The 24,674-nt window shown below is 63.9% G+C and carries 18 protein-coding genes and 4 pseudogenes; 12 read left to right on the top strand and 10 right to left on the bottom strand.

Translation table 11 applies throughout. The features are described 5' to 3' along the window. Positions 1-146: 146 nt before the first annotated feature. From EZH22_RS28000 to EZH22_RS27965, 8 genes and pseudogenes are all read right to left on the bottom strand, one after another. Positions 147-1,142: a branched-chain amino acid ABC transporter permease gene (locus EZH22_RS28000; RefSeq protein ID WP_203193596.1), complete on the bottom strand. Its 996-nt coding sequence runs from the start codon at positions 1,140-1,142 to the stop codon at positions 147-149. 10 nt (positions 1,143-1,152) lie between these two features. Next, a pseudogene (locus tag EZH22_RS27995) lies at positions 1,153-2,033 on the bottom strand (branched-chain amino acid ABC transporter permease). A 9-nt stretch (positions 2,034-2,042) separates the two neighbouring features. Beyond that, on the bottom strand, positions 2,043-2,762 hold the full coding sequence (locus tag EZH22_RS27990; RefSeq protein WP_203193595.1) for an ABC transporter ATP-binding protein: 720 nt from the start codon (positions 2,760-2,762) through the stop codon (positions 2,043-2,045). Between the two features lies 1 nt (position 2,763). Beyond that, positions 2,764-3,543, bottom strand: a complete 780-nt coding sequence (locus tag EZH22_RS27985; protein ID WP_203193594.1) for an ABC transporter ATP-binding protein — start codon at positions 3,541-3,543, stop codon at positions 2,764-2,766. Positions 3,544-3,570: 27 nt separating this feature from the next. After that, a complete protein-coding gene (pcaF, locus tag EZH22_RS27980) occupies positions 3,571-4,776 on the bottom strand; it encodes a 3-oxoadipyl-CoA thiolase (RefSeq protein WP_203193593.1) in 1,206 nt (401 codons plus the stop codon). Between the two features lie 281 nt (positions 4,777-5,057). Continuing rightward, a complete protein-coding gene (locus tag EZH22_RS27975; RefSeq protein WP_203193592.1) occupies positions 5,058-6,791 on the bottom strand; it encodes an FAD-dependent oxidoreductase in 1,734 nt (577 codons plus the stop codon). Positions 6,792-6,881: 90 nt separating this feature from the next. After that, positions 6,882-8,987, bottom strand: a complete 2,106-nt coding sequence (locus tag EZH22_RS27970) for a 3-hydroxyacyl-CoA dehydrogenase NAD-binding domain-containing protein (RefSeq protein WP_203193591.1) — start codon at positions 8,985-8,987, stop codon at positions 6,882-6,884. Continuing rightward, entirely contained in the window at positions 8,984-11,101 is a 2,118-nt protein-coding gene (locus tag EZH22_RS27965) for an acetate--CoA ligase family protein (protein ID WP_203193590.1), read from the bottom strand. Before EZH22_RS27965 ends, EZH22_RS27970 begins: the two co-directional genes overlap by 4 nt. A gap of 229 nt (positions 11,102-11,330) precedes the next feature. Between EZH22_RS27965 and gcvA the strand changes: the two genes are divergently transcribed. The 10 genes and pseudogenes from gcvA (at position 11,331) to EZH22_RS27920 (ending at position 23,175) form a co-directional block, all read left to right on the top strand. Beyond that, entirely contained in the window at positions 11,331-12,224 is an 894-nt protein-coding gene (gene gcvA, locus EZH22_RS27960) for a transcriptional regulator GcvA (protein WP_203193589.1), read from the top strand. 491 nt (positions 12,225-12,715) lie between these two features. Beyond that, a pseudogene (locus EZH22_RS33030) lies at positions 12,716-13,005 on the top strand (acyl-CoA dehydrogenase family protein); the annotation flags it as partial. Positions 13,006-13,044: 39 nt separating this feature from the next. Further along, a complete protein-coding gene (locus EZH22_RS27955) occupies positions 13,045-13,884 on the top strand; it encodes an acyl-CoA dehydrogenase (protein ID WP_408647753.1) in 840 nt (279 codons plus the stop codon). 106 nt (positions 13,885-13,990) lie between these two features. Further along, positions 13,991-15,211: an ABC transporter substrate-binding protein gene (locus EZH22_RS27950; protein ID WP_203193588.1), complete on the top strand. Its 1,221-nt coding sequence runs from the start codon at positions 13,991-13,993 to the stop codon at positions 15,209-15,211. A 410-nt stretch (positions 15,212-15,621) separates the two neighbouring features. Further along, positions 15,622-16,512 (top strand): NAD(P)-dependent oxidoreductase, encoded by an 891-nt coding sequence (locus EZH22_RS27945; RefSeq protein ID WP_203193587.1) that lies wholly within the window; start codon positions 15,622-15,624, stop codon positions 16,510-16,512. Between the two features lie 29 nt (positions 16,513-16,541). After that, positions 16,542-17,924 carry an MmgE/PrpD family protein gene (locus tag EZH22_RS27940; RefSeq protein ID WP_203193586.1) on the top strand — a complete coding sequence of 461 codons (1,383 nt, stop codon included), beginning with the start codon at positions 16,542-16,544 and terminating at the stop codon, positions 17,922-17,924. Between the two features lie 184 nt (positions 17,925-18,108). Next, positions 18,109-19,560, top strand: a complete 1,452-nt coding sequence (locus EZH22_RS27935; protein ID WP_203193585.1) for an NAD-dependent succinate-semialdehyde dehydrogenase — start codon at positions 18,109-18,111, stop codon at positions 19,558-19,560. Positions 19,561-19,613: 53 nt separating this feature from the next. Continuing rightward, on the top strand, positions 19,614-21,389 hold the full coding sequence (locus tag EZH22_RS27930) for a flavin-containing monooxygenase (protein ID WP_203193584.1): 1,776 nt from the start codon (positions 19,614-19,616) through the stop codon (positions 21,387-21,389). Between the two features lie 243 nt (positions 21,390-21,632). Further along, positions 21,633-22,568 carry an SMP-30/gluconolactonase/LRE family protein gene (locus EZH22_RS27925; protein WP_203193583.1) on the top strand — a complete coding sequence of 312 codons (936 nt, stop codon included), beginning with the start codon at positions 21,633-21,635 and terminating at the stop codon, positions 22,566-22,568. 145 nt (positions 22,569-22,713) lie between these two features. Beyond that, positions 22,714-23,175: a DUF3237 domain-containing protein gene (locus EZH22_RS27920; protein ID WP_203193582.1), complete on the top strand. Its 462-nt coding sequence runs from the start codon at positions 22,714-22,716 to the stop codon at positions 23,173-23,175. Between the two features lie 215 nt (positions 23,176-23,390). On the opposite strand, the pseudogene EZH22_RS32115 reads toward EZH22_RS27920, so the two are convergent. Continuing rightward, positions 23,391-23,678: pseudogene (locus EZH22_RS32115) on the bottom strand (IS110 family transposase); the annotation flags it as partial. A gap of 12 nt (positions 23,679-23,690) precedes the next feature. Further along, positions 23,691-23,825: pseudogene (locus tag EZH22_RS33175) on the bottom strand (transposase domain-containing protein); the annotation flags it as partial. Positions 23,826-23,931: 106 nt separating this feature from the next. Here EZH22_RS33175 and tnpA point away from each other — a divergent pair. Together tnpA and tnpB are read left to right on the top strand one after the other, a co-directional pair. After that, complete coding sequence (tnpA, locus tag EZH22_RS27910; protein WP_203193581.1) at positions 23,932-24,321, top strand: IS66-like element accessory protein TnpA; 390 nt, start codon at positions 23,932-23,934, stop codon at positions 24,319-24,321. Beyond that, a complete protein-coding gene (gene tnpB, locus EZH22_RS27905) occupies positions 24,318-24,665 on the top strand; it encodes an IS66 family insertion sequence element accessory protein TnpB (RefSeq protein ID WP_054207034.1) in 348 nt (115 codons plus the stop codon). The genes tnpA and tnpB overlap by 4 nt, the downstream gene beginning before the upstream one ends. Positions 24,666-24,674: the final 9 nt, after the last annotated feature.

Genomic DNA, 24,674 nt, shown 5'->3' with positions numbered 1-24,674 from the left:
GGTGTGAGTGGGGCTGATGCGAGACAATTCATTGGACCGCCGGAAGTTAGAGTTTCCGGCCTCGTATCAACATCAATAGTCGGCAGGATCATTCGCCCGCCGCCTATCGCGTATTTACAAGGTTGGCCCAGGCGATCGGCATTGCTTCATTGGTTTGTTTTTTTGGCCTTCCAGAGTCTTCCAATGGCGACGATCTCGCCAGCGATGCCGCGGCGGAACAGGGAGACGGCGACGACGAAGATCACGCCCTGGATCACCAGCACCCACTCGCCGAGGCCTGCGAGGTAGTTCTGCATGGTCACGATGACCGCCGCCCCCACCACCGGGCCGAGGATGGTGCCCATGCCGCCCACCAGCGTCATCAGGATCACCTCGCCCGACATCTGCCACGCCACGTCGGTCAGCGAGGCCAGTTGGAACACCAGCACCTTGGTCGATCCCGCAAGTCCGGCCAGAGCGGCCGACAGCACGAAGGCGAGCAGCTTGTACTGGTTCACCCTGTAGCCGAGCGAGATTGCCCGCGGCTCGTTCTCGCGGATCGCCTTCAGGACCTGCCCGAACGGGGAGTGGATGGTGCGGTAGACCACCAGGAACCCGAACAGGAAGATCGCCAGGACCAAATAGTAAAGATGGCTGTCCTTGGTGATGTCGATGAAGCCGAGGAGCGCACGGCGCGGCACCGCCTGGAGGCCGTCCTCGCCGCCGGTGAACTTGGCCTGTAGGCAGAAGAAGAAGAACATCTGCGCCAGCGCCAGCGTCACCATGGCGAAGTAGATGCCTTGGCGACGGACGGCGAGCAGGCCGACGAGGAAGCTCAGCACGGTCGAGAACAGCACGCCGGCGAGGATGCCCAACTCCGGCGTGAATCCCAGCACCTTGATGGCGTGGGCAGAGATGTACGCCGAACCGCCGAAGAACATCGCATGGCCGAACGACAAGAGCCCCGTGTAGCCCAGCATCAGGTTGAAGGCGCACGCGAACAGCGCGAAGCACATCACCTTCATCAGGAACACGGGATAGACCGCGAATGGTGCGGCGAGGAGCAACGCGACAGCGACAAGCCCGAGCACCAGTGTCATCGGGAACCTGGATGAGGTCGCGGAGGTGGTGACGGGCGCTGTGGTGGAGGAAGACGTTGTCATTGATGCGCCCTCACTTGGCCGTGCCGAACAGGCCGGCGGGTTTCACCATGAGCACCAGCGCCATGATGACGAAGATGACGGTGGAGGAGGCCTCGGGATAGAACACCTTGGTCAGGCCCTCGGTCACCCCGAGGCCGAAGCCAGTGAGGATGGCCCCCAGGATGGAGCCCATGCCGCCGATCACCACCACGGCGAACACCACGATGATGAGGTTGGAGCCCATGGTGGGGCTCACCTGATAGGCGGGGGCGGCGAGCACGCCGGCGAGCGCCGCGAGGCCCACGCCGAAGCCGTAGGTCAGGGTGATCATGCGCGGCACGTCGATGCCGAAGGCCTGCACCAGGTCCGGCCGCTCGGTGGCGGCGCGCAGGTACGAGCCGAGCTTGGTGCGCTCGATGATGAACCAGGTGGCGAGGCACACCACGAGGGAGGCCACCACCACGAAGGCGCGGTAGTTGGGCAGGAACATGAAGCCGAGGTTGGTGCCGCCCGGCAGGGGGTTGTTGTAGGGCAGGCCGGAGGAGCCGTACTGCCGGCGGAACAGGCCCTCGATGATGAGGGCGAGGCCGAAGGTGAGCAGCATGCCGTAGAGGTGGTCGAGATGGTAGAGGCGGCGCAGCAAGGTGCGCTCGATCACCATGCCGATGAGCGCCACCATCACCGGCGCCACGACGAGCGCCCCCAGAAGGGTACGCCCAGGTAGTTGAGCAGCATCCAGGCCCCGAAGGCGCCCATCATGTACTGCGCGCCGTGGGTGAAGTTGATCACGTTGAGCAGGCCGAAGATCACCGCCAGCCCAAGGCTCAGCATGGCGTAGAAGGACCCGTTGATGAGCCCGAGCAGCAGCTGCCCGAACAGGGCCTGAGGAGGTATTCCAAGAAGTTCGATCATGACTTGCCCTCAGACGCCGAGGAAGGCTTCGAGACGCGCGGCGTTCTCAGCGATCTTGTCGTTCTCCACCATGTCCACCACCCGGCCGTGCTCCACCACATAGTGGCGGTCGGCGACGGTGGAGGCGAAGTGGAAGTTCTGCTCCACCAGCAGCACCGTGAACCCCTTGTTCTTGAGGTTCCGGATGATCTGGCCGATGTGCTGCACGATCACCGGGGCCAAGCCCTCAGACGGCTCGTCCAGCAACAGGAGCTTCGCCCCAGTGCGCAGGATGCGAGCGATAGCGAGCATCTGCTGCTCGCCGCCGGACAGCTTGGTGCCCTGGCTGTTGCGCCGCTCCTCCAGCCGTGGAAACAGCTCGTGCACCTCGTCCACGCTGAGGCCGCCGGGCAGCACCACCGGCGGCAGCAGCAGGTTCTCGCGCACCGAGAGCGAGGCGAAGATGCCGCGCTCTTCGGGGCAGATGGCGATGCCGAGCCGGGCGATCTTGTTGGGCGCGAGCCCGACCGTCTCGGTCCCCTCGTAGCGGATCGAGCCGGCGCGCTTGCGCAAAAGGCCCATGATGGCGCGCATGGTGGTGGTCTTGCCGGCGCCGTTGCGGCCGAGCAAGGTCACCACCTCGCCGGGATGGACGTCGAAGGTCATGCCGTGCAGCGCATGGCTTTCGCCATAGTGGCCGTGCAGGTCCTTCACCGACAGAAGAGGCGCGGTCCCGTTCAATGCGGCCATCTCAATGTGCTCCACCGGTGCCCATATAGGCCTCGATCACCTGCGGGTTCTTCGACACGTCCGAATAGGGCCCCTCGGTGAGGATCTCGCCCCGCGCCAGCACGGTGATCGTGTCTGAGAGGTCGGCCACCACGGACAGGTTGTGCTCCACCATCAGGATGGTGCGATTGGCCGATACCCGGCGGATCAGGTCGGCGGTGCGGGCGATGTCCTCGCGGCCCATGCCGGAGGTGGGCTCGTCGAGCAGCAGCATCTCCGGCTCGAGCGCCAGGGTGGTGGCGATCTCCAGGGCGCGCTTGCGACCGTAGGGCAGCTCGACCGCCAGATGCCGGGCGTAGGATGTGAGATCAACGTCGGCGAGCAATTGCATGGCGCGGTCGTTGAGGACGTCGAGCGACGTCTCCGCGCTCCAGAAATGGAACGAATTGCCCACCGGACGCTGCAGGGCGATGCGCACGTTCTCAAGCACCGTGAGATGGGGGAACGTCGCCGAAATCTGGAACGATCTCACCATCCCGAGGCGGGCGACGTCGGCCGGCTTGGTGCGGGTGATGTCGTGCCCGTTCAGGTGGATCGAGCCGCGTGTGGGCTCCAGAAACTTGGTGATGAGGTTGAAACATGTGGTCTTGCCGGCACCGTTCGGCCCGATCAGGGCGTGGATCGTGTGCCGGCGAATCCTCAGATCCACGTCCTTGACCGCAGCAAACCCCTTGAATTCCTTCGTAAGGCCGCGGGCGTCGACAATGTCGTCGCCTTTGGTCTGACTTGGTGGAGCGTTCATCAATTCCTCCCCGGATCTCTTCTTGCTTCACACGCGTTCGATGATTGTAGCGATGCCCTGGCCGACGCCGATGCACATAGTGGCGAGGGCGTAGCGGCCACCGGTCTCCTCCAGCTGGTTGAGCGCGGTGGTGATGAGCCGGGCGCCGGACATGCCGAGGGGATGGCCGAGCGCGATGGCGCCGCCGTTGGGGTTCACGTGGTCGGCATCGTCCGGCAGGCCGAGCTCGCGCAGCACGGCGAGCCCCTGCGAGGCGAACGCCTCGTTGAGCTCGATCACGTCCATGTCGGCGAGGCTGAGGCCGGTGAGGCCCAGCACCTTGCGGGTGGCGGGCGCGGGGCCCATGCCCATGATGCGCGGCGGCACGCCAGCCGTGGCCATGCCAATGACCCGCGCCCGGGGCGTGAGGCCATAGGCGCGGGCCGCGGTTTCCGAGGCGATGAGCAGCGCGCAGGCGCCGTCATTGACGCCCGAGGCGTTGCCGGCGGTCACGGTGCCGTCGGGGCGCACCACGCCCTTCAGCTTCGCCAGCTGTTCCAGGGTGGTTTCGGGACGCAGATGCTCGTCCGCCGAGACAATCTTCGGGTCGCCCTTCTTCTGGGCGATGGAGACGGGCACGATCTCGCGGACGAAGCGGCCCTCCGCCTGGGCGCGACCGGCGCGCTGCTGGCTGCGCAGGGCGAAGGCGTCCTGGTCGGCGCGCGAGACCTGGAAGTCGTCGGCCACGTTCTCCGCCGTCTCCGGCATGGAATCGACACCGTGCGTCGCCTTCATGGCCGGGTTCACGAAGCGCCAGCCGATGGTGGTGTCCTCGATCTTCGCGGCGCGGGAGAAGGCGCTGTCCGCCTTGCCCATCACGAAGGGGGCGCGAGACATGCTTTCCACGCCGCCTGCGATCATGAGCTGGGTCGCGCCGGCCTTGATGGCGCGGGCGGCGGTGCCGATGGCGTCCATGCCCGAGCCGCAGAGGCGGTTGACGGTCGAGCCCGGCACCTCCACCGGCAGCTTGGCGAGCAGCGCCGCCATGCGGGCGACGTTGCGGTTGTCCTCGCCGGCCTGGTTGGCGCAGCCGAAGATCACGTCGTCGATGGCGGCCCAGTCCACCGAGGGGTTGCGGGCCATCAGGGCCGTGATCGGCACGGCGGCGAGGTCGTCCGCACGGACGGAGGACAAGGCGCCGGCATAGCGCCCCACGGGGGTGCGGACGGCATCGCAGATGAAGGCTTCAGTCATGGCATCAGGCCGCGCGCGGCCCCTCCTTGTCGACCTGGAGGCCGAGATCAGTGTGCGGGCGCCCTGGCGTCCGTCTGGGCGAGCGCCTGTCCCAACGCAACACACCGCGGCGTAGCAGATGGGACGCGCGGTAGCGGTCATCGCCCAAAAGCCGACCGAAGGGCGTTCAGGGCGGCGACCATAGGAAGCCTTCGAGAGCCAGCTTTGAAAGCTGACGGGATCATCCCCCATGAGCCGATTAAGCCTTGCGTTGGCGGTTGGCGGTGAGACGTCGAGGGCGTTTAATGCGCGTTAGGCGCATTGTCGGCAATATGACGCGCGGCGATAAAACCAAACGTCATGGCTGGTCCGATCAGTGCTCCGCCGCCTGGGTAGCGGCCGCAGAAGATGCTGGCCCTGTCGTTGCCGACGGCATAGAGCCCGGACACCACGCAGCCGTCCGGCGTCAGGACACGTGAATACTGATCGGCCTTCAGGCCGGCAAAGTTTCCGATGTCGCCAGCATAAACCCACACCGCGTAGAAAGGCGCTTTGGTGAGGGGCGCCACATTCGGATTGTAGGGATTGCTCGCATCGCCGAGGTAATATCCGTAGGTCGTCGTGCCTTTGCCGCACTCCGGATCCTTCCCGCTCATGGCGTTCTGGTTGTAGTTTGCGACCGTTTTGCCGAGTTCGTCCGGATCAACCCCGATCTGCGATGCGATCGCTGCAATCGACTCCGCCTTGTAGAGGTAGCCGGCGTCGATCAATGCTTTGGTCGACAGGAAGGGCTTCGCATAGCCGAGGCCATATTTCGAGAAGGCATTGTGGTCGCAGATCAGGAAGGCACCGGTGGGGCGGCCGCTCTCCGGAGAGGCAATCATGTGCGCGACCAGATCATGGTAAGACATGCTCTCGTCGGCAAACCGGCGTCCATTCCGTAGCACGGCGATTACTCCGGGCTTGCCCTGATTGACCGAGTGGATGATAGCTCCGACCGTCCCATCCGGGTGGGGAACGCGGGAAATCGGCATCCAAGCGCCGGCATTTGGAATGTCCGATGTGACATAGCCCCCCGCCGACTCCGCCATGCGCGCGCCGTCGCCCACATTGCCGGGCGCGGTCAGCGAGATGTGCTCATCCTCCAGCGCAGGATGGGAATAGATCTTCGACCGGCGTTCCGTATTCTGGGCGAAGCCGCCACTGGAAAGCACCACGGCCCGCCGCGTCCTGACCCGGACAAGGCGTCCGTTGCGATTGACGATCGCCCCCGTGACCCGGCCGTTTTCGAGAATGAGCTCGGTGGCGGGTGCGAACGTCCACAGGGGCGTGCGCAGGCGAAACAGGGCGCTGGCAAGGCGGGCCACCAGGGCATTGCCGTTGACGAGCGTTTGCCCCCTGCCGTAGCGAACGGTGTCGTAACCGTATTTGAGCAGCAGGCTTGCGACCCGGATGGTCGAGCGAACCGATCGGCCAACCTTGTAGAAGTGGCTCAGGTCCGATCCTGACGAGATACCCATGCCGAAGAGGGAGAGCTCGCGTGGCAGTGGCCGCAGGCGCCGCAGCTCGGCACCGAGGATCCGAGCATTGACCGGCTCGACTTGCAGCGAGCGCCCATATGTCAAGGCACCCGGTTGATTCGAATGGTAGTCTGGCATTTTTGTGCTGATAAAGGGGATGCCGACCTCGTTCATGAAGAAGTCGATCATCTCCGGTCCGCGCGCGAGATATGTCTCGATCAACGCCTCATCATAGGCATTGCCCAGCTCGGCTTGCAGATAGCGACGGCAATTGTCGATATCATCTTCAACACCCGCCTTCGCCGCCAATGAGTTGCCCGGAACCCAGACATAGCCGCCCGAGACGGCCGTCGTGCCGCCAAAGACCGGCGCCTTCTCCACCACGAGGACATCCAGGCCGGCCATCCGTGCGGTGATGGCTGTGGCCAGTCCGCCGGCACCGGAACCGACAATCAGGACATCGCACCAATGGTCGTCGCCACAGTCAACGCGGTCGTTGGCGTGTTTATTGATCATGGGACGTTTCTCTCGCTCTGAAGATATGATTTTTCTTGAGATATCGTTGCAGCAGCCGCGCGGCGGGGCCTCGCTTCGAATGGCGGCCCCCTAGCCTCTGGCCCGGACGTGCCCCCGGCCAGAGGGCGGCCTGAGGAGAAGGGACAGGTCCCCGCGACGGGTGCCGGGGCCGGCGAGGGTCACGAGCGAATCGCAGTCGCTGATGAGCTGCCCGGGGTCCTCGTTCCGCGCCCAATGAACCGGGCCACCCGCCCAGCGCGGAAAGCCGTAGCCGTTCACCAGAACCACGTCGATGTCGTCTGCATTCATCGCGGCGCCATCGGCAAGGACAACGGCCGCCTCGTTGGCCAGAGCGAGCAGCGCCCGGCGAACGATTTCCTCGGCGGTGAAGGAATGGCGCGTGCGCCCAGCGTCCGCCGAGGCGGCCAGAATGATGGCTTCCACCTCCGGATCGGGCGCACCGCGCGCGGGGCCATCCTTATAGCGATAATAGCCGGCTCCGGTCTTGCGACCGAGCCGTCCCATTTCGCACAGCCGGTCGGGGATGGTGACGTAACGCGCGGCCGGGTCGCGGGTGGAGGCCTGCTGTAGGCGCATGCGCCAGGCAATGTCGAGGCCGGAGAGATCGGCCACGGCGAACGGCCCCATGGCGAAGCCGAAGGCTTCCAGGGCCTTGTCCACGTCCTGCGGAAGGGTCCCCTCCTCGAGCATGAACTCGCAGTGGAGACGATAGGCGGCATAAAGGCGGTTGCCGATGAAGCCGAACCGATTGCCGGCCACCACCGGTTGCTTGCCGAGCCGGTTCGCCAGGGCAAGACCCGTGGCGAGGGCGTCTTCGGCGCTGTCCTTGCCGCGCACTACTTCCAGCAGACGCATCACATGGGCGGGGCTGAAGAAATGCAGGCCGATCACGTCCTGCGGCCGACCCGTCGCGGCGGCGATGGCGTCCAGATTGAGATAGGAGGTGTTGGAGGCCAAGACCGCGCCGGGCCTGGCGAGGCCATCAAGGGTGCGGAACACCGCTGTCTTCACGGCGAGGTCTTCGACCACGGCCTCTGCGATGAGGTCACAGTCTGCAAGGGCGCCGAGGTCGAGGCCCGCCGTCAGGCGGACGCTCATAGCGTTCACATCCGCTTCGGTTAGGCGTCCGGTTTCCACCCGCCGGGCGATTTGGGCTTTGATGGTGGTAAGACCCCGTTGGAGCGCCGCCGGGTCTCGCTCGACCAGCACCACGGATAGATCCGTCTGGAGGGCGGCCAGCGCGATGCCCGCGCCCATGGTGCCCGCGCCCACCACACCGAAACGGGCGAGGGGACGCGGCGGCACTTTGTTGAGGCCACCGCCGCGGGCGGCTTCGCGCTCTGCGAAGAAGAGGTGGCGGATCGCCTTTGCCTCGGGTGAAACCCTCAAGCGTTGAAAGTCGGCCCGCTCGTCGGCCAATGCCCGTGCGGCTGGCACGCTGCGGGCGGCGCGCACGTGCCGGATCGCAGCAGCAATGTGGGGACGGTTGCGGCCGGCCTTAAGGGCCGCTGCGGCGGCCACCTCCTCGTCGGCGCCGTCGTCGGGTACGGCACGCTCAATCACCAGGCTCTTGCGACCGGCGAGGGTAAGTGCAAGGGCCGTGGCGGCCGCGCGCAGGTTGCCCTTCGCCACCTGATCGATCATGCCGTAGCGCAAAGCCTCTTCGGCTTCAACGCGGCGGCCGGAGCACACGAGATCGATGGCGAGGGTGGTGCCGACCATGCGGGGCAGGCGCTGGGTGCCGCCAGCGCCGGGGATCATGCCCAGCGTTGCCTCGGGCAGGGCCACCACCGTGGCGGTGGTGGCGATGCGAGCGTCGCAGCCGAGGGCTAGCTCGAAACCACCGCCTAGCGCTGCACCGTGCAACGCTGCCACCACCGTCTTCGGGCAGTCCTCGACGGCGCGGATTACCGCCGGCAACTGAGGCTCGGCCAGTGGCAGGTCGAACTCCTTTAGATCGGAGCCGGAAATGAAGGAGCGGCCGTCACCCATGATCACAACGGCCGCAACCGAGGGGTCAGACGCTGCCGCGGTCAAGGCTGCAAGTAGCCCTTCACGCACCGCCAGGGAGCCGGCATTCACCGGTGGATTGTCGATGAGAATGACGGCGACGGCCCCCTCCCGCTCGGTGCGGACCGCGGGGCGGGGCTCGGCGGCAGGCGCTGAAGAGGTCATCGGGCGTACTCCGCGACACGCACGAGTGCGTCCACGGCGACCACGCCCTCGCCCTCAGGCAGTATGAGGACGGGGTTGATCTCGGCGTCCAGTACCACTTGGTCCCTCAGAGCGGCAAGGCGGGAGACCGCGACAATGGCGTCCGTCAGAGCGTCCAGGTCACCCCTGGGCTTGCCTCGATAGCCCGCGAAGATCTTCATCGCCCGCACCTCCTGGATCATGGCGCGAGCACCGTCACGATCCACCGGGGCGAGCCGGAGGGCGCGGTCGTGGTAGAGTTCGGTGAAGACACCGCCCGCTGCGAGAATCACGATCGGCCCCACCTGCGGGTCCCGCCGCAGGCCGATCAACGCCTCACCTAGGCCTCGCTGCATGGGCTGCACCAGGATGCGCGAAACGCTCGTGTCGGGGCGGCGTGCCTCCACCGTTCGGCGGATGTCTTCGATGGCGCGGGCAAGGGCCGCCTGGTCCTGGATGCCGAGCACGACACCGCCGACGTCTGTCTTGTGCGCAATGTTGGCGTCGAGCACCTTCGCCACGACGGGATAGGGGAAGGGCAGCTCCGGAATGTCGGTGCCCGGTGCCACGAGCGCGACCGGCGCGTGGGTGATGCCGACGGAACGAAAGAGATCGTAGGCCTCCGCCTCATCGAGCATGCGCGCGGGACCAGAAGTGGCGTAAGACGGCTCCAGCAAAGGCAGGTCCGGCCGAGGAGGGCGGCGGGAGAAGGCGGCGGCGATGACATCCCCGCAGGTTTCCGGCGACCGGAAATTCGGGATGCCGGCCGCGGCGAGGTGCAGGAGGGCATTCGGCGCGTCGGGTACGACGAAGGCGGCGAAGGGGCGTTCGTGCGTGCGAGCGGTATCCACCAGTGGCTTGACCGCCAGATCTGGCTGAAAGCGGGCGGAGGAGCCCACCGTCGCCAGCACCAGGTCGAACTCCGGCGCCTTGAGCATCACGTCAAGGGTCGCTTTCATGACGTCGTAACGGGTGCCCGCGAGAGTCAAGTCGACGATGCGGCCGTGCCCGCCATCCACGCCCGCCGCAGCGAGCCGCTCCCGGGTCGCGTCCGAAGGTGCGACCACGGACACGCCACGGATTGCAAGCTGGTCCACGACCATGGCGGCGCCTCCGCCTGTGGTGGTCACCACCCCGACGGTCGGCGCGCGGTGGCGAGGGCTGGACGGTAATCGCTGGAGCAGGGGCAAGATGTCGATGAGCCCCTCGAAGGACTCGACCCGGGCGATGCCGCATTCGCGCAGGAAGGTGTCGGCAATGTCGTCTGCACCGGCGAGGGCGCCGGTGTGGGACACGGCAAGTTCCGCCGCCTCTGGCGAACGACCTAGCTTGTACGCGGCGACCGGCTTGCCCCGCTGCGCCGCCTGGAGAGCAAAGGCCTGCAACGTGTCAGCATGGCGCATGGTCTCGATGAAAAGCAGGTAGCCGGTAATCTCGGGATCATCGAGGGTCGCGGCGCAGATCTCGCCCATGGAGAGGTCGCTTTCCGCCCCAACCGAGACCAATCCCGCGAAGCCAACACCGCGTGCCTTGCCACGCGAGAGGAGCGCGCCGATGAGGCTGCCGGAGTGTGACCCGACAAAGACGGAGCCCACGGGCAGGTCGGGTTCGGAGAAGGCAGCGTTGGCGGTGAGAATCAGCTTTTCCTTCAGGTTGGCGACGCCGATGCTGGAGGGGCCGAGTACCCGCACGCCGTGGCGCCGCGCCACCTCCTTCAGCCACATCTCGTTGACAGCGCCTTCCGGCCCCGCTTCCGAGAAACCGCCGGCCAGGATCGTCGCCACCGGAATTCCGAGCCGCCCGCATTCCTCTACGGTGGTTATGGCCGCCTGCGTGCCGGTGAGGATGAAGGCGTGGTCCGGCACCTCCGGCAATGCCGACAATGAGGGAAAGGCGGGTTCGCCCTGCACCGTTGCGCGAGAGGGGTTCACCGGATAGATGCGGCCGGCGAAACCCGCCCGGCGCAGAAAGGCGAGCGGGCGCGCCGCCGTCTTCGTCATATCGTCCGAGATGCCGACGAGGGCGACGGAGCGCGGATGCAGAAGGGCCTGGGCCCAATGGGGCGCTGAAGTGGAGATGGCGGGCAGGGAGATCATGATACACACTGCTTGGGTGACGGATGCGGGGGCGCCCGAGACCGGGTTTTATGGAAAGCGGCCAAGCCGCCGGTTCTTCTGCCTTGGCGACCCTGCCGAAGGCGTCATGTTCGCAGAAGGTGACGGGCATGCCGATGCCAGCTTGAGTGTTCCCGTCTTTTTTCGGTCTTGCCGGGCGAGAGCAACTTCCTACTTGTCGGCCCATCATGAGATTTAGTAATGTAGTTACATGAGCGCCCGTTTACCGCCCTTGAATCCGCTGCATGTATTTGTGTGTGCGGCGCGGCATTGCAGTTTCACCCGGGCGGCAGAGGAACTCAGCGTCAGCCAATCCGCCGTGAGCCGGCAGGTTGCTGTCTTGGAGCATTTTCTGGGGTTGCGCCTTTTTTTGCGCGAGCGCCCGGGTTTGAGGCTCACTCCGGACGGGGTGCAGTATCTGGCCGAGGTGGGACCTGCTTTCCAGGCCATCGTGGACGCCACCGACCGACTCACCCAAACCTCCGAGCGCGAACCGCTGCGTCTCCAAGTTTACCAGACCTTCATGGCCAAGTGGCTGATGCGCCGCCTCCCAGAGTTCCAGGCGCTCCATCCCGAGGTGCAGATCCGAATCAATTCCAGCGTGGTTCCGGTGGACTTCACCCGCCACCGGGTGGATGCCGCCATCCAATTGGGCAACGGTGACTGGCCAGGTACGCAAGTAACGCTCCTGTTCGGAGATTCATTCGAGCCCGTGTGCAGCCCGAAGCTCCTGGAAACCGGGCCGCCCATCGAGAGACCGCTGGATCTCCTGCGGTATCCGGTCCTGCATTCCCATTATCGCCGCCGCGACTGGGATCATTGGTTCGCCTCCCTCGGCCTCGTCATTCCGAAGGAGGAGCAGCCGACGATCTTCCCGAGTTCGCTGCTCACCTATCAGGCGGCCGTGGACGGGCTCGGCATTGCCATGGGCCAGCCAACCATGCTGAAGACGGAACTCGACAACCGCAGCCTTGTTTGCCCCTATCCCCACTCGGTCAAGCGAGACCTCGCCTATTATTTCGTGATCCCGGAGGCCATGGGCAACCGCCGTCGCCTGCGCAATTTCCGCAACTGGCTGGTCAAGGAGGCCGGCAAGGATCGCTGATGTCCGCTCCAAAGAGGGCTGGCCGGCGCACTCGCGAAAAGTTTTGTTCAACCCGGAGACCTGCCTGAGCGGGCGATAGACGCAATTGCCCTCCGGTGATGGACCTCAGCCGCAGCTCTACCGATTTGGAAAGCTCTGCTGCAAACATGATAAAAAGTCATGCTTCTATGATATCTTTGAAGTGTTAAGTCCTTTCACTGCGGGGCAACCTTCCCCGTGACGCAGCCCGGCGAGCCCCAGCAACACGCTGATCCGGAGCGGGTCGCAGGGAGGATTGAGCTAAGCCGCAACGGTGGAGTGCTTTCGCGCCGTTCCAAGCTTATCAGTGCACCGACTCCATTCCGCGCTGGCGACCCGGCATCCCCGCCGGAACGCCCCCGGCAACGTTGGCGGCAACGGGAATGTTGCGTGATCGATCCGTCGTGCGTTGTTGGTGCGGCAAACCCTCCGCGGAATGTTCCTGGACAGATTGAGACATTGGATACACCTAGATGAAATTCGCAATGACCGAAGAGCAGCAGTTGTTTGCCGATTCTGTGCGGCGGTTCGCGGAAAACAACCTGCGTGAGGGGGCTCTCAAGCGTGCCCATGACCCGCGCTTTCCCTTGGATGTGGCTCGGGAACTGGCTGGACTGGGCTTGCTCGGTATCACCATTCCGCAGGGGGACGGCGGCCAGGGGGTACCCTCATGGACGCGGTCATCGCCATTGAGCAGATCGCAGCCGTATGCCCGCGCAGCGCCGACGTGGTGCAGGCTGGAAATTTCGGCCCGATCCGCACCTTCGCAGAATATGCCAGCGCTGAGCAGAAGCGCCGCTTCATGCCCGATCTCTTGGAGGGGCGCAAGGTCATCAGCCTCGGCATGACGGAGCCAGACGCCGGCTCCGCCCTGACTGAGTTGCGCACCACGGCGCGCGAGGATGGCGACAGCTATATCGTCAACGGCACGAAGGTGTTCTCCACTCACAGCCCCGATGCCGACCTGTTCCTCGTGTATGTGCGCTTCGGGCCCGGCGTGAAGGGCATTGGCTCGGTTCTCCTGGAGCGCGGCATGCCGGGCTTCTCCATCGGCCAGCCCTCGCCCTTCATGAGCGGGGAGGAGTGGTGTCAGCTCTATCTCGAGGACTGCCGCGTCCCCAAAGCCAATCTGCTGCTCGGCCCCGGTGGGTTCAAGAAGCAAATCTCTGGCTTCAATGTGGAGCGCCTCGGCAATTCCTCTCGTGCCCTCGCCCTTGGTCGCTACGCCTTCAACCTCGCCCGTGACCATGCGATGACGCGGCGCCAGTTCGGTCGCGCCCTGTGTGAATTCCAGGGGCTCCAGTGGAAGTTCGCGGACATGGCGTTGAAGCTCGAGAGTGCACAACTTCTGCTTTATCGCGCCGCTACCAATGCAGGAGAGGATGGCCTTCCGGACCCATACGAGACCGCCATCGCCAAGGCAGCCTGCAATCTTGCCGGCTTCGATGTGGCGAACGAGGCGGTGCAGATCATGGGCGGAATCGGTTACAGCCAGGAGGCTTTGGCCGAATACTGCATGCGCCGCACCCGTGGCTGGATGATTGCCGGCGGCTCGGTCGAGATCCTGAAAAACCGTATCGCGGAGCATGTCTTCGACCGCCGCTTCGACCAGCGGGCGCAACAGGCAGTGGCTGCCGAATAGCAAATGCCGCGCATTCACGCGCCTTTCAAACTCATGTAATCATAACTTTGGTCTAGCGTTGCATTGAGATATGTCCTGTACAAAATCATAAACTCCGGAGGAAAGAATGCGTAAGATGCATTGCGTTGTCGCCATATCAGCTCTGTTCATGGCATCACCACTTAGGGCGGCAGAGCAAGATACAAAGCCAATTCGCATTGCTGTGCTGAACGATCAGAGCGGCATCTACTCTGAAGTCGGAGGGCTAGGCTCCGTTGTCGCGGCTCGTCTCGCCGTTGAGGAGTTCGGAGGAGAGATCAACGGCCGCAAGATCGAAGTGGTTGGCATCGATCATCAGAACAAGCCCGACATTGCCGCGGCAGCAGCCCGCAAGGGCATCGCGGTGGACGGGTTCAATGTCATCGCCGATGGAGCCTCGTCCGCAGCGGGCCTTGCGATCAACGAAGTGACCAAAGCCAATGACACGATCTTCATAGCGTCCGGTGTTGCGTCGACCGAGCTCACCGGAAAGGGTTGTGGCCTGACAACCTTCCAATTTACCTACGACACCTACGCGCTGGCAAACGGAACGGCAAACGCTGTCGTAAAACAGGGAGGTGATACATGGTTCTTTATCACTGCTGACTACGTCTTCGGCCATGCCCTTCAGAAGGAGGCGACCAAGTTCATCGAGAAGGCTGGAGGCAAGGTGGTTGGCTCGGTCAAGCATCCGACGGGAACGCAGGACTTTTCCTCGTTCCTTCTGCAGGCGCAAGCCTCACGGGCAAAGATCATCGGCCTTGCAAATGCAGGCGCGGATACCGTCAATGCCGTGAAGCAGGGCCAGGAGTTCGGCCTCCTTGTTGGGGGGCAAAATTTTGCTGGCCTTCTTATCTTCCTGTCTGATGTGCATGCGATGGGTCTGGAAAATGCCAAGGGCCTCCTGCTGACGACGTCATTCTATTGGGACCTGACGGATGAGACCCGCAAGTTCTCGTCGCGGTTTGGTGCGCAAATGAGCGGACGGATGCCCACCATGATTCATGCAGGCGTCTATAGCGGCGTGAAGCACTATCTGAATGCAGTGAAGGCGAGCGGATCCGTCGATCCACGCGTGGTGGCCCGCAAGATGCGGCAGACGCCAGTCAACGACGCATACAATGCCAATGTGGAAATTCGGCCCGATGGTCGCGTTTTGCATGACATGTATCTCATGCGGGTGAAGTCGCCGGCCGAATCCAAGGGGCCTTACGATTACTACAAGGTGGTCGAGAAGATTCCCGGCACGGATGCCTTCAGACCGCTGTCCGAAAGCGAGTGCCCGCTGGTCCAGCATACCCAGAATTGACGGACTATCTCCCGGTGCCGAGCTTGGGCTCTCTTGTTCCATCCATGGGAACGTACTCCCGATGGAACAAGAAGGATGATGCATCGGGATGCGGGACGAAGACCGGGCATCGCCATTCTTCGAACCTCGGAGCGGGGCCAGAGCGCCACGGCGCGGGCGTCGTTGAATTTCGGGGTGTTTCCCGACAGGGCGTTGATGAAGCGCTTTTAGATCGACGGGATGGCGGTTCGTGGCTTTTTGGCCCGAGCATTCAGCAGAACTCAGTATTGGTCGGCGGTCTAGCTAATGTTCAACAATAATGTTGAATAAGGTGGTTTGCTCGAGTGGCGGCCTCTCGGAGGCGTGGCCCGTGGATTTCGCCGCATTGATCGATCGCCAGGGTCCCAATAATTTGCCAAGGAGTACGTGATATGAAGGCGATCGGGAGCCTCGGCTTCATCGGCCTCGGCGTCATGGGTGAGCCCATGTGCGCCAACCTCGTCCGCAAGAGCCCACTGCCCGTCACCGGCACTGATTTGAAGCGCGAACCGATGGAGCGCTTGACTGCCATCGGTCTCAAACCGGCCGACACCATCGCTGGCGTGGCGCGGGCGGCGGACGTGATTTTTCTTTCCCTGCCCAGCGGCGCGCAGGTGGAGGAGGTGTGTTTCGGCCTCGGCGGCATCGTCGCCGCCAAGGGCCGGGTGCACACCGTGGTAGACATGAGCACCAGCCCGGTGAAGCTGACCCGCGAGCTCGCCGAGCGCATGGCAGCCCATGGCATTACTTTCGTGGATGCTCCCGTCGCCCGTATGCGGCAGGCGGCGAAGGACGGCACGCTCTCCATCATGGTCGGCGGCACGCCGGAGGTATTCGGGGCGGTGCGCCCGTTCCTCGCCACCATGGGCACGGACATCACCCATTGCGGCGGTATCGGCAGCGGTCAAGTGGTGAAGGTTCTCAACAATATGGTGGTCTTCATGACCGTCAACGCGCTGGCCGAGGCCCTCGCCATAGGCCGCGCCGCCGGGGTCGATGGCGCGCTGTTGTTCGACGTGATGTCCAAGGGCTCCGCCGACAGCTTCGCCCTGCGTACGCCGGGCCTCAAATCGCTGGTACCTGATACGTTCCCAGAGCAGACATTCCCGACCGACTACGCCATCAAGGACATAAAGCTGGCCCTCGAGCTGGCGAGCGAGGGAAGTATCGATGCACAGGCGGCGAAGCACACCCGGGAGATGCTGGAGGCCACCAGCAAGGCCGGGTACGGGCGTGCCTACTATCCCGCCATGATCCGTCTCATCGAAGCCACCAAGGTCTGAACCGCGCCATGGTGGATGCTGCCCCCACGATGCCTCCCACTGGTGAGACGCGCGCCCTTCTCTCCTTTGTCGCCGGCCTGTCGTGGCACGACCTCGACGACGAGGTGAGACACGCAGCGTGCCGGCACCTGCTCGATACCGTCGGCGTCATGGTGGCGGGCTGCGCCGGCGACGTGGCGGCACGGCTCGACGGCGTGCTGGCTGCGGTGAGGCCGGCTGGTGCTGTTCCCGTCCCCGGCCGAACGCGTCGGGTAGATGCACTTGACGCGGCTCATCTGGGCGGCACGGGTGCCCATGGCATCGAACTTGATGACGGCTATCGCCAGGGCTCAGTGCATCCTGGCGTTGCCGTGGTGCCTGCGTTGCTCGTCCAGGCCCATGGCCGGCAAGTATCCGGCGTGCGCCTGCTGGAAGCGCTGGTGGCTGGCTACGAGACGGTGACGGCGGTGGCCCGGACCTGCCATCCGGACCTCCGGCAGCGCGGCTTCCACCCGACCGGCTGTGTAGGGCCGCTGGGAGCCGCGATGGCTGTCGGCCGCCTCGCAGGCCTGGACGAGGCTGGTCTCGGCCACGCCCTCGGTCTCGCCGCCAGCGGCGCCGGCGGCCTGTTTGCCTTTCTCGGCGGGGGTGGGGACGTGAAGCGCCTGCACGCTGGCCACGCCGCCCGCGAGGGGCTGATCGCGACACTGCTCGCGGCCGGGGGCGTTGGCGGGCCACCGGATGTGCTCGAGGCAGCGGACGGCTTTTTCCAGGCCTTCGCCTTCGGTCGCGACGCGCGGGCGCCGCGGCTCACGCTTCCTCCCGCCGCGCCATTCGGTATCACCGACTGCTACATCAAGCCCTACGCCTGCTGCCGTCATATCCAGCCGGCCGTGGAGGCACTGATGGGCCTCGTCGCCGAGCACGGCTTGAATGCGGATATAGTGGAGGCCATTGAGGTCGAGACCTACGCCATCGCCGCCAAGCACGGCGATACCGGCTGGAGCGATTTCGCCAGCGCCCAGCTCTCCTTTCCCTTCATCATGGCGCTGGGCCTCGCCCGCGGTGCTATCACCTTGTCCGATTTCACGCCGCAGGTGCGGCAGAGCCCGGCGCTGGCCGCAATCGGCGCGAGGGTCTCTGTCCGGGTCGATCCGGATCTTGACAGGCTTTATCCCGACTTCCGTCCGGCCCGGGTGACGGTGCGCGCGCTGGGCGGTACCTTCGTGCGAGAGGCAAAAGAAGCGCTCGGCTCGCGCCTCGTGCCCTTCGATGATGCGGGGCTGCACGGCAAGTTCCGCAGTCTCGTCGCGCCCGTGCTCGGGACGGAGGCGGCGGAGCGCCTCCTTGCGGAACTGCTTGCCGTGGAGGAGAGCGCGGATGTCTCTTCTCTTTTGGAACTGGCCGCGCTACCAGCGGACGCGGTTCAGTGAGCCCGTCTGCCCATGAGGTTCCGGCCCTGCGCCACGCCTCCCTCCACTGGCGCAAAGTGCATTACCTGCTGCTCGTGGTCTGCACTCGGCGGGTACGTGCGCTCCGTCACCCCGCCTGTGCCGATATCGCCAACGTGCTTCTGCCGCCTGCGGCTTTCCTCGACTGTGACTAGGACGTCTCGCCATGGCTTTCGCCTATCCCGAACTGCATCTCGTTGTCGCCGGCCGCCAAGTCAAAGGAGGCGGGCGGACGACCGAGCCGGTGCTGAACCCGGCCACGGGTGCGCGCCTCGCGGACTTGCCTCTCGCGACCGAAGCCGACCTGGACGAGGCGCTGGCCGCTGCCGACGTGGGCTTTTCCGTCTGGCGGCGGGTTTCCGCAGTGGATCGGGCCAAGGTGCTGAAGTGCACCGCCGACCTCATGCGCGAACGGCGAGAGTACCTTGCCTTTCTCGTCACCAGCGAGTTGGGCAAGCCCCTCGCTCAAGCGCGTCTTGAGGTGGAACAGGCCGCCGGCATGTTCGAGTGGTATGCAGAAGAGGGCAAGCGCTCTTACGGGCGGATCATCCCGTCGCGGGCGGAGGGCTCGCGCCAGATGAGCCTGCGGGAGCCCGTCGGTCCCATTGCCGCCTTCTCCCCCTGGAACGCACCCGCCATCACTCCGTCGCGCAAGATCGGCGGGGCGCTGGCGGCGGGCTGTTCGGTCATCGTCAAACCCTCGGAGGAGACCCCCGCCACCGCGCTCGCCATCGCGGGCATGCTGGAGGAGGCGGGCCTGCCGGCGGGCGTGCTCAGCATGGTGTTCGGCCATCCCGCCATGATCTCCGGCAAGCTCCTGTCGTCGCCGGTGATTCGCGGCATCACATTCACCGGTTCCACCGCCATCGGCAAGCTGCTCGCCAGTCAGGCGGTGCAGAGCATGAAGCGCATGACCCTGGAGCTTGGCGGCCACGCACCAGTGATCGTGTTCGACGACGTGGACGCGGAGAAGGTCGGCGTAGCCGCCGCAACCGCCAAGTACCGCAATGCCGGACAGGTCTGTACCTCGCCCACCCGATTCTACGTGCAGGCCGGCATCTATGAGCGCTTCGCCCGCGCATTCGAGGAAACGGCGAAGGCCATCACGGTGGGCGATGGTTTCGATCCGGCAACGGGTATGGGGCCGCTCGCCAATGCGCGCCGCGTGGAAGCTATGGAGGAGTTCGTGGCGGATGCGCGCCACCGCGGAATCCGCCTTTCCGCCGGAGGTGAGCGTTGCTGCAATGCCGGCTTCTTCTACCGGCCGACCTTGCTCACCGATTTCAGCGACGACTGCATGGCCGCGAATGTGGAGCCCTTCGGCCCGCTCGCCATCGCCCGGCCGTTCGAGACCTTCGACGAAGCAATTTTGAGCGCCAACCGCCTGCCGTTCGGCCTCGCCGCCTATGCGATGACAAACGATGTGCGCCGCGCTCATGCGGTCGCTGAAGCGATAGAGGCCGGAAACGTGATCCTCAACCACTGGACGGTCTCCTTGCCCGAAACGCCATTCGGCGGTGTGAAGGAGAGCGGCTTCGGTAGCGAGGGCGGGCTGGAGGGGCTCCAGGCATTCCAGAACACAAAATTTATCAGCACCCTTACGCTGCAAGGATTCTGATGTTCATCAGAATCCAGGCTTCCTGGCCACGCAGCTAAAAGAACGGAGGAAACATGAATAACCTCTACACGCCGTCATTGGACCGAGCACCAGAGCAGATCGTTCAGGCCTGGCTCACCGGGCTGAACTCAGCGCTGCGATCCGGCGATCTCGACGCGGTACGGATACTGTTCCGTCACGATGCTCATTGGCGTGATATCGTAGCGTTGCGATGGACCCTGGGCACGATCAGCGAGAAAGATGCGATCGCGCCTGCTTTGCTCGATGCTGCCCGCGAAAGTGGTGCCCGGGATTTCCGGATCGACGAGGAGCGTGCGGCCCCGACATTTGCCGAGCGGGCGGGTGACGCGGTGGTCGAAGCGATCTTGCGTTTCGAGACGGCTGTGGGGCACGGTGAGGGGGTGGTGCGCATCAAGCGCGCCGACGCGGTGGATTCCGTCCCCCGGGCCTGGACCCTGCTGACTGCGCTGCAGAGCATCGGTGGGCATGATGAGGAAACCGTTCGCCTGAGTCGGGAGGAACCGCCTTTCGAGCGGGATTGGCATGGTCCGAACTGGCTTGACAGACGAGAGGAGGAACGGCGGTTTGCCGACCGCGATCCCGTTGTCCTGATCGTTGGAGGAGGGCACTCCGGCCTGAGCGCAGCTGCCGCACTCAAGGCGCAGGGGATTGATGCGCTGGTGGTGGATCGCATGGCGCGCATAGGCGACAACTGGCGCAATCGCTACCACTCGCTGAAGCTGCACAACAAGACGCCCAGCAATCATCTGGCATATCTGCCGTTTCCTTCGACCTGGCCGAACTACATCGCCAAAGACAAGATCGCCAATTGGCTGGAACTTTACGTCGAAGCGTTGGACATAAATTTTTGGACGCGCACCCAGTTCGAAGGCGCGACCTATGACGAGGCGGCCGCCCACTGGTCGGCTCGCTTGCGTCTGGATGACGGCTCGCAGAGGGTGATGCGCCCGCGCCACATCATCATGGCCACCAGCGTCAGCGGCACGCCCAACATTCCAAAAATTCCGACGCTAGAGAATTTCAGCGGGGCCGTCGTGCATTCCAGCGCCTTTAGGAATGGGGCTGAGTACAAAGACAGGAATGTCTTCGTCTTTGGCACAGGCACCAGCGCGCACGACATTACGCAGGATCTGCACGGCCATGGCGCCTATGTCACCATGGTGCAGCGCAGCCCGACGGAAGTCATCAATATTGAGCCGAGCGCTCAGCTGTATGACGGCATCTTTTACGGCAAGGGGCCTTCGATCATCGACCGGGATCTGCTCAGCGCCTCCATTCCGCTGGAAGTAATGAAGCAGTCACACCGGCTATTGACGGTGAAGGCGCGCGAGTACGATGCGCCTCTGCACAAGAGATTGCAGGAGGCAGGCTTCCGACTGGACTTTGACGAGTTCGGTTGGCCGCTGAAATTCCGGACCCGTGGTGGCGGTTATTACTTCAACGTGGGCGGCTCCGACCTCATCGCCAACAAGGAGGTTGGGCTGCTGCAGTACTACGACATCGAGGGGTTTGAAGCCTCCGGTGTGCGCATGCGGGATGGAGGGCTCGTACCAGGCGAGCTTGTGGTTCTGGCGACCGGCTACAAAGGGTTGGATCACGTCGTGCGCACGCTGTTCGGGGAGGATGTATCCAAGCGCGTCGGCAGCATCTGGGGATTCGACGAATCCCAGGAGCTCCGCAGCATGTGGATGCGGACTGGCCAGCCTGGCCTGTGGTTCACAGGCGGCGCATTCTCCCAGTGCCGCATCTATTCAAAGTATCTCGCTCTGCAGATCAAGGCTGCCGAGTTGGGGCTTCTCCCGGCCTAGGCCAAATCCGTCGTATCGGCGGCAGACATCGTTAGGTCCTCCGGGGCATGACTCAACGGCACGGAAGCTATTGGATTCGAGAGCATTTCCCGATGCCTGAATCTTCGGAGAATGTTTTTCATCTCGGTTGGATGGTCTAGTGTTGAGTTTTGGCTTTGGTGGCCGCATCGCTCTAGGACCAAATGCGATGTCGTCGGCCATGCGGCGTTTCATTCCGACTTCGGAGGTTGTGAAGGAATCGTGATGGATTCTCCTGAACTACACATCCTTGCCCATGGACTGCTCTTCCCGGAGGGCCCGGTATTTTGTGCAGACGGCTCCATCGTGCTGGTGGAGATCGCGCGCGCCACTGTCACCCGCATCTACCCTGACGGTACTGTCGCCGTTGTAGCCGAGACGGGCGGCGGGCCAAACGGAGCAGCGCTTGGTCCGGACGGCGCTCTTTATGTCTGCAATAATGGTGGCTTTGAGTGGCTGGAGACGCAGGATTTGCTCCGGCCGACGCTGCAAGCGTCCAATTATTCCGGTGGACGCATCGAGAGACTCGATCTCGTCACGGGAGCAATCCGGGTCCTCTATACGTCCTGTGAGGGGCAACCGCTGCGCGGGCCCAACGATATCGTGTTCGATACCCACGGGGGCTTCTATTTTTCGGATATGGGCAAGGTCCGAATGCATGAACGTGACCATGGCGCATTGTACTATGCGTCCATTGATGGCACCCACATCACAACCGTTGCAGCACCGTTGCTGGCGCCAAACGGGGTTGGCCTGTCTCCCGATGGCCGGATCCTGTATGTAGCGGAAACAGATACGGCACGGCTTTGGGCGTTTGATATCCAGGCTCCGGGGGTGGTGCGCAAGCTGCCGTGGCCTTCACCGCACGGCGGCCGGCTTGTGGCCGGGCTGGGAGGCTACCAGCGGTTCGACAGCCTTGCCGTGGATGAGGCCGGCGTGATCTGTGTCGCCACCCTCGTATCGGGTGTCATCAGCGAGATCAGTCCCGAGGGGACGTTGTTACGGCAATTGTCAATGCCCGATCCGTACCCCACCAACATCTGCTTTGGGGGAGATGACCTGCGCACCGCCTATATTACGCTGTCCGGCAGCGGCAAGCTTGCCGCCATGCGCTGGCCTTCAGCGGGGTTGCCGTTGAATTTTGCTGGGCGCGCGGTGTGAGCTTGTCTTCTGATTCAGGCCGACCCGGGGATAATGGCCGTTAATGTTCCTGACTATACCGTCTCGCGCGAGCGCAGCAATTTTGAGAACGAAATATCCGATGCAATCTGCAAAGCTCGCGCTGTCAGTCCCAATGGAGGTCACCTTGAGCAGTGCAATTTCCTTGAAACCTCTGTTCGACCTTAAGCTTCGTGTTGGTGCGCATCATGATGTTGGCGCGACTCCACGGGGTTATCGACGAGTTGCCCCCGTTTCCGGCGGTCGATTCGAAGGGCGCATGTCGGGGGAGGTTCTCCCGGGTGGAACCGACTGGATCACGCTCAATGAAGATCAGTCCTGCATGTACATTGATGTACGCTTGCCACTCAAGACCGATGAGGGCAGCTTTGTCATCCTGCACTACGCCGGCATACGTGCTGGACATCCCGAGATACTGGCGCGCGTCACAAGGGGGGAAGACGTTGAGCCTCACAGCTATTATTACTATGTATCAGGAAGTTTTGAGGCATCAGAGCCAAATATGGATTGGCTAAACAGGTTAGTTTGCATCGGAAAAGGCTCAAGAAGTGCAACAGGGCCAGAATACAGCTTCTGGGAGGTCGCGTAAGCTGTCAAGAGATTCGGCGAGGCTGAGCGAGTCCGTGTCCTGCGGAGAGATATCGATGCCGTCAACAACACCATCGAACTGCCCTGGAGCAGTGATGTGATCGACAAGAGCTTTCTATTCCGATCTGCGATATTCTCCTCTCGCGTGCGGGTGACCGCGTGGTGAAGAGCAGGGCGTGGGAGCCCTGCCGCGCAGCCTCTATCGCCGCACCTCGTTGCGGCGCCCGTGCGCACCCTTTTCGGTCCTCGCGGGTTCCAGCCGGCCACGAAGCGCGCGTAGGCCAGCTCGGCTTGCTCGACCCAGCGCCGCTCCTCCTCGCGGTGGCTCTTGATATTGTAGGCATGCGCGGCGCCATTCTGACCGCGTGCCGCCTTGTGCCCGGCTTTGAGCTCGAGATCGCGCAGCTTCTTGGCGTGCAGCGAGGGTCGCGCCCAGACGTAGCTCTCGCCTTTGGCTAGCAGGTGCCAGATCACGACGGCGAGCTTGCGCGCAGTCGTAAGCGCCTCGCCGATCGCCTACGGATTTGGGCTTGACGTTTTCCGGAATCGCCAGGGCATGAGTTCCTCGATCCGGCTCTGCGGATAGCCGTTGATGATGGCGTCGAGGGTTTCGGCGAGGTAGGCAACTGGATTGACCTCGTTGAGCTTGCAGGGTAAGCATGCGCCGTAGGCCGCCTTGTTGAGAAGCATTTCGGCGTTCAGCTTTTCCCGCTCCTGGTCCGGCAGCAGTGCCGGCAGTGTTGCTGGAGAGCTTTGCATGGATGATGAGACGTATGTCCGGCGCCGCCGCTGGAGCGTGGAGGAGAAGCGCGCAGTCGTGAGCGAGGCGCTGTCGAGCGGGAACGTGATCGCGACGGCGAAGCGGCATGGCATTCAGGCGCAGCAGATCTACCGATGGCGCGAGCGGCTCGATGAGCGGCAAAGTCCTGCGGCGTTTCTGCCGGTGTCGATTGCGCCGGATTCCGTGCTTCTCAATCCGACACCGGTGCTGGATCAGGGCAGCCAGGATCATAATCCAGCAGCGATGCTTGATCGCTCGCTGCGGGTCGAGATCGTGTTGTCCGCTGGTCGGCGCGTCATTGCCGAGGGCGGCGTCGATATCGATGCGATGCTCAAGCTGGCGCGGGGCCTCGAGGCACTTCGGTGATCCCGGTTCCGGTGGGCGTGAAGGTGTGGCTGGCGACCGGCCACACGGATATGAGGAAGGGGTTCGCCTCGCTGGCGCTGGTGGCGCAGGAGGTCTTGAAGCGTGATCCGCTCGGTGGCCACATCTTCTGCTTCCGCGGGCGTCGCGGTGATCTTTTGAAGGTGATCTGGCACGACGGGCAGGCGGCGAGCCTCTACGTACGGCGACTGGAGAAGGGCCGCTTCCTGTGGCCGTCGCCGGCCGACGGCGTCGTCGCGATCACACCCGCGCAGATGGGCTACCTGCTCTCCGGCATCGACTGGCGCAACCCGGTAGAGACCTGGCGTCCCACGGCGATCGGATAGAGCTTCGAG

This window comes from Xanthobacter dioxanivorans (assembly GCF_016807805.1).
Lineage (GTDB): Bacteria > Pseudomonadota > Alphaproteobacteria > Rhizobiales > Xanthobacteraceae > Xanthobacter > Xanthobacter dioxanivorans.
This window is presented reverse-complemented; position numbering and strand designations above follow the sequence as displayed.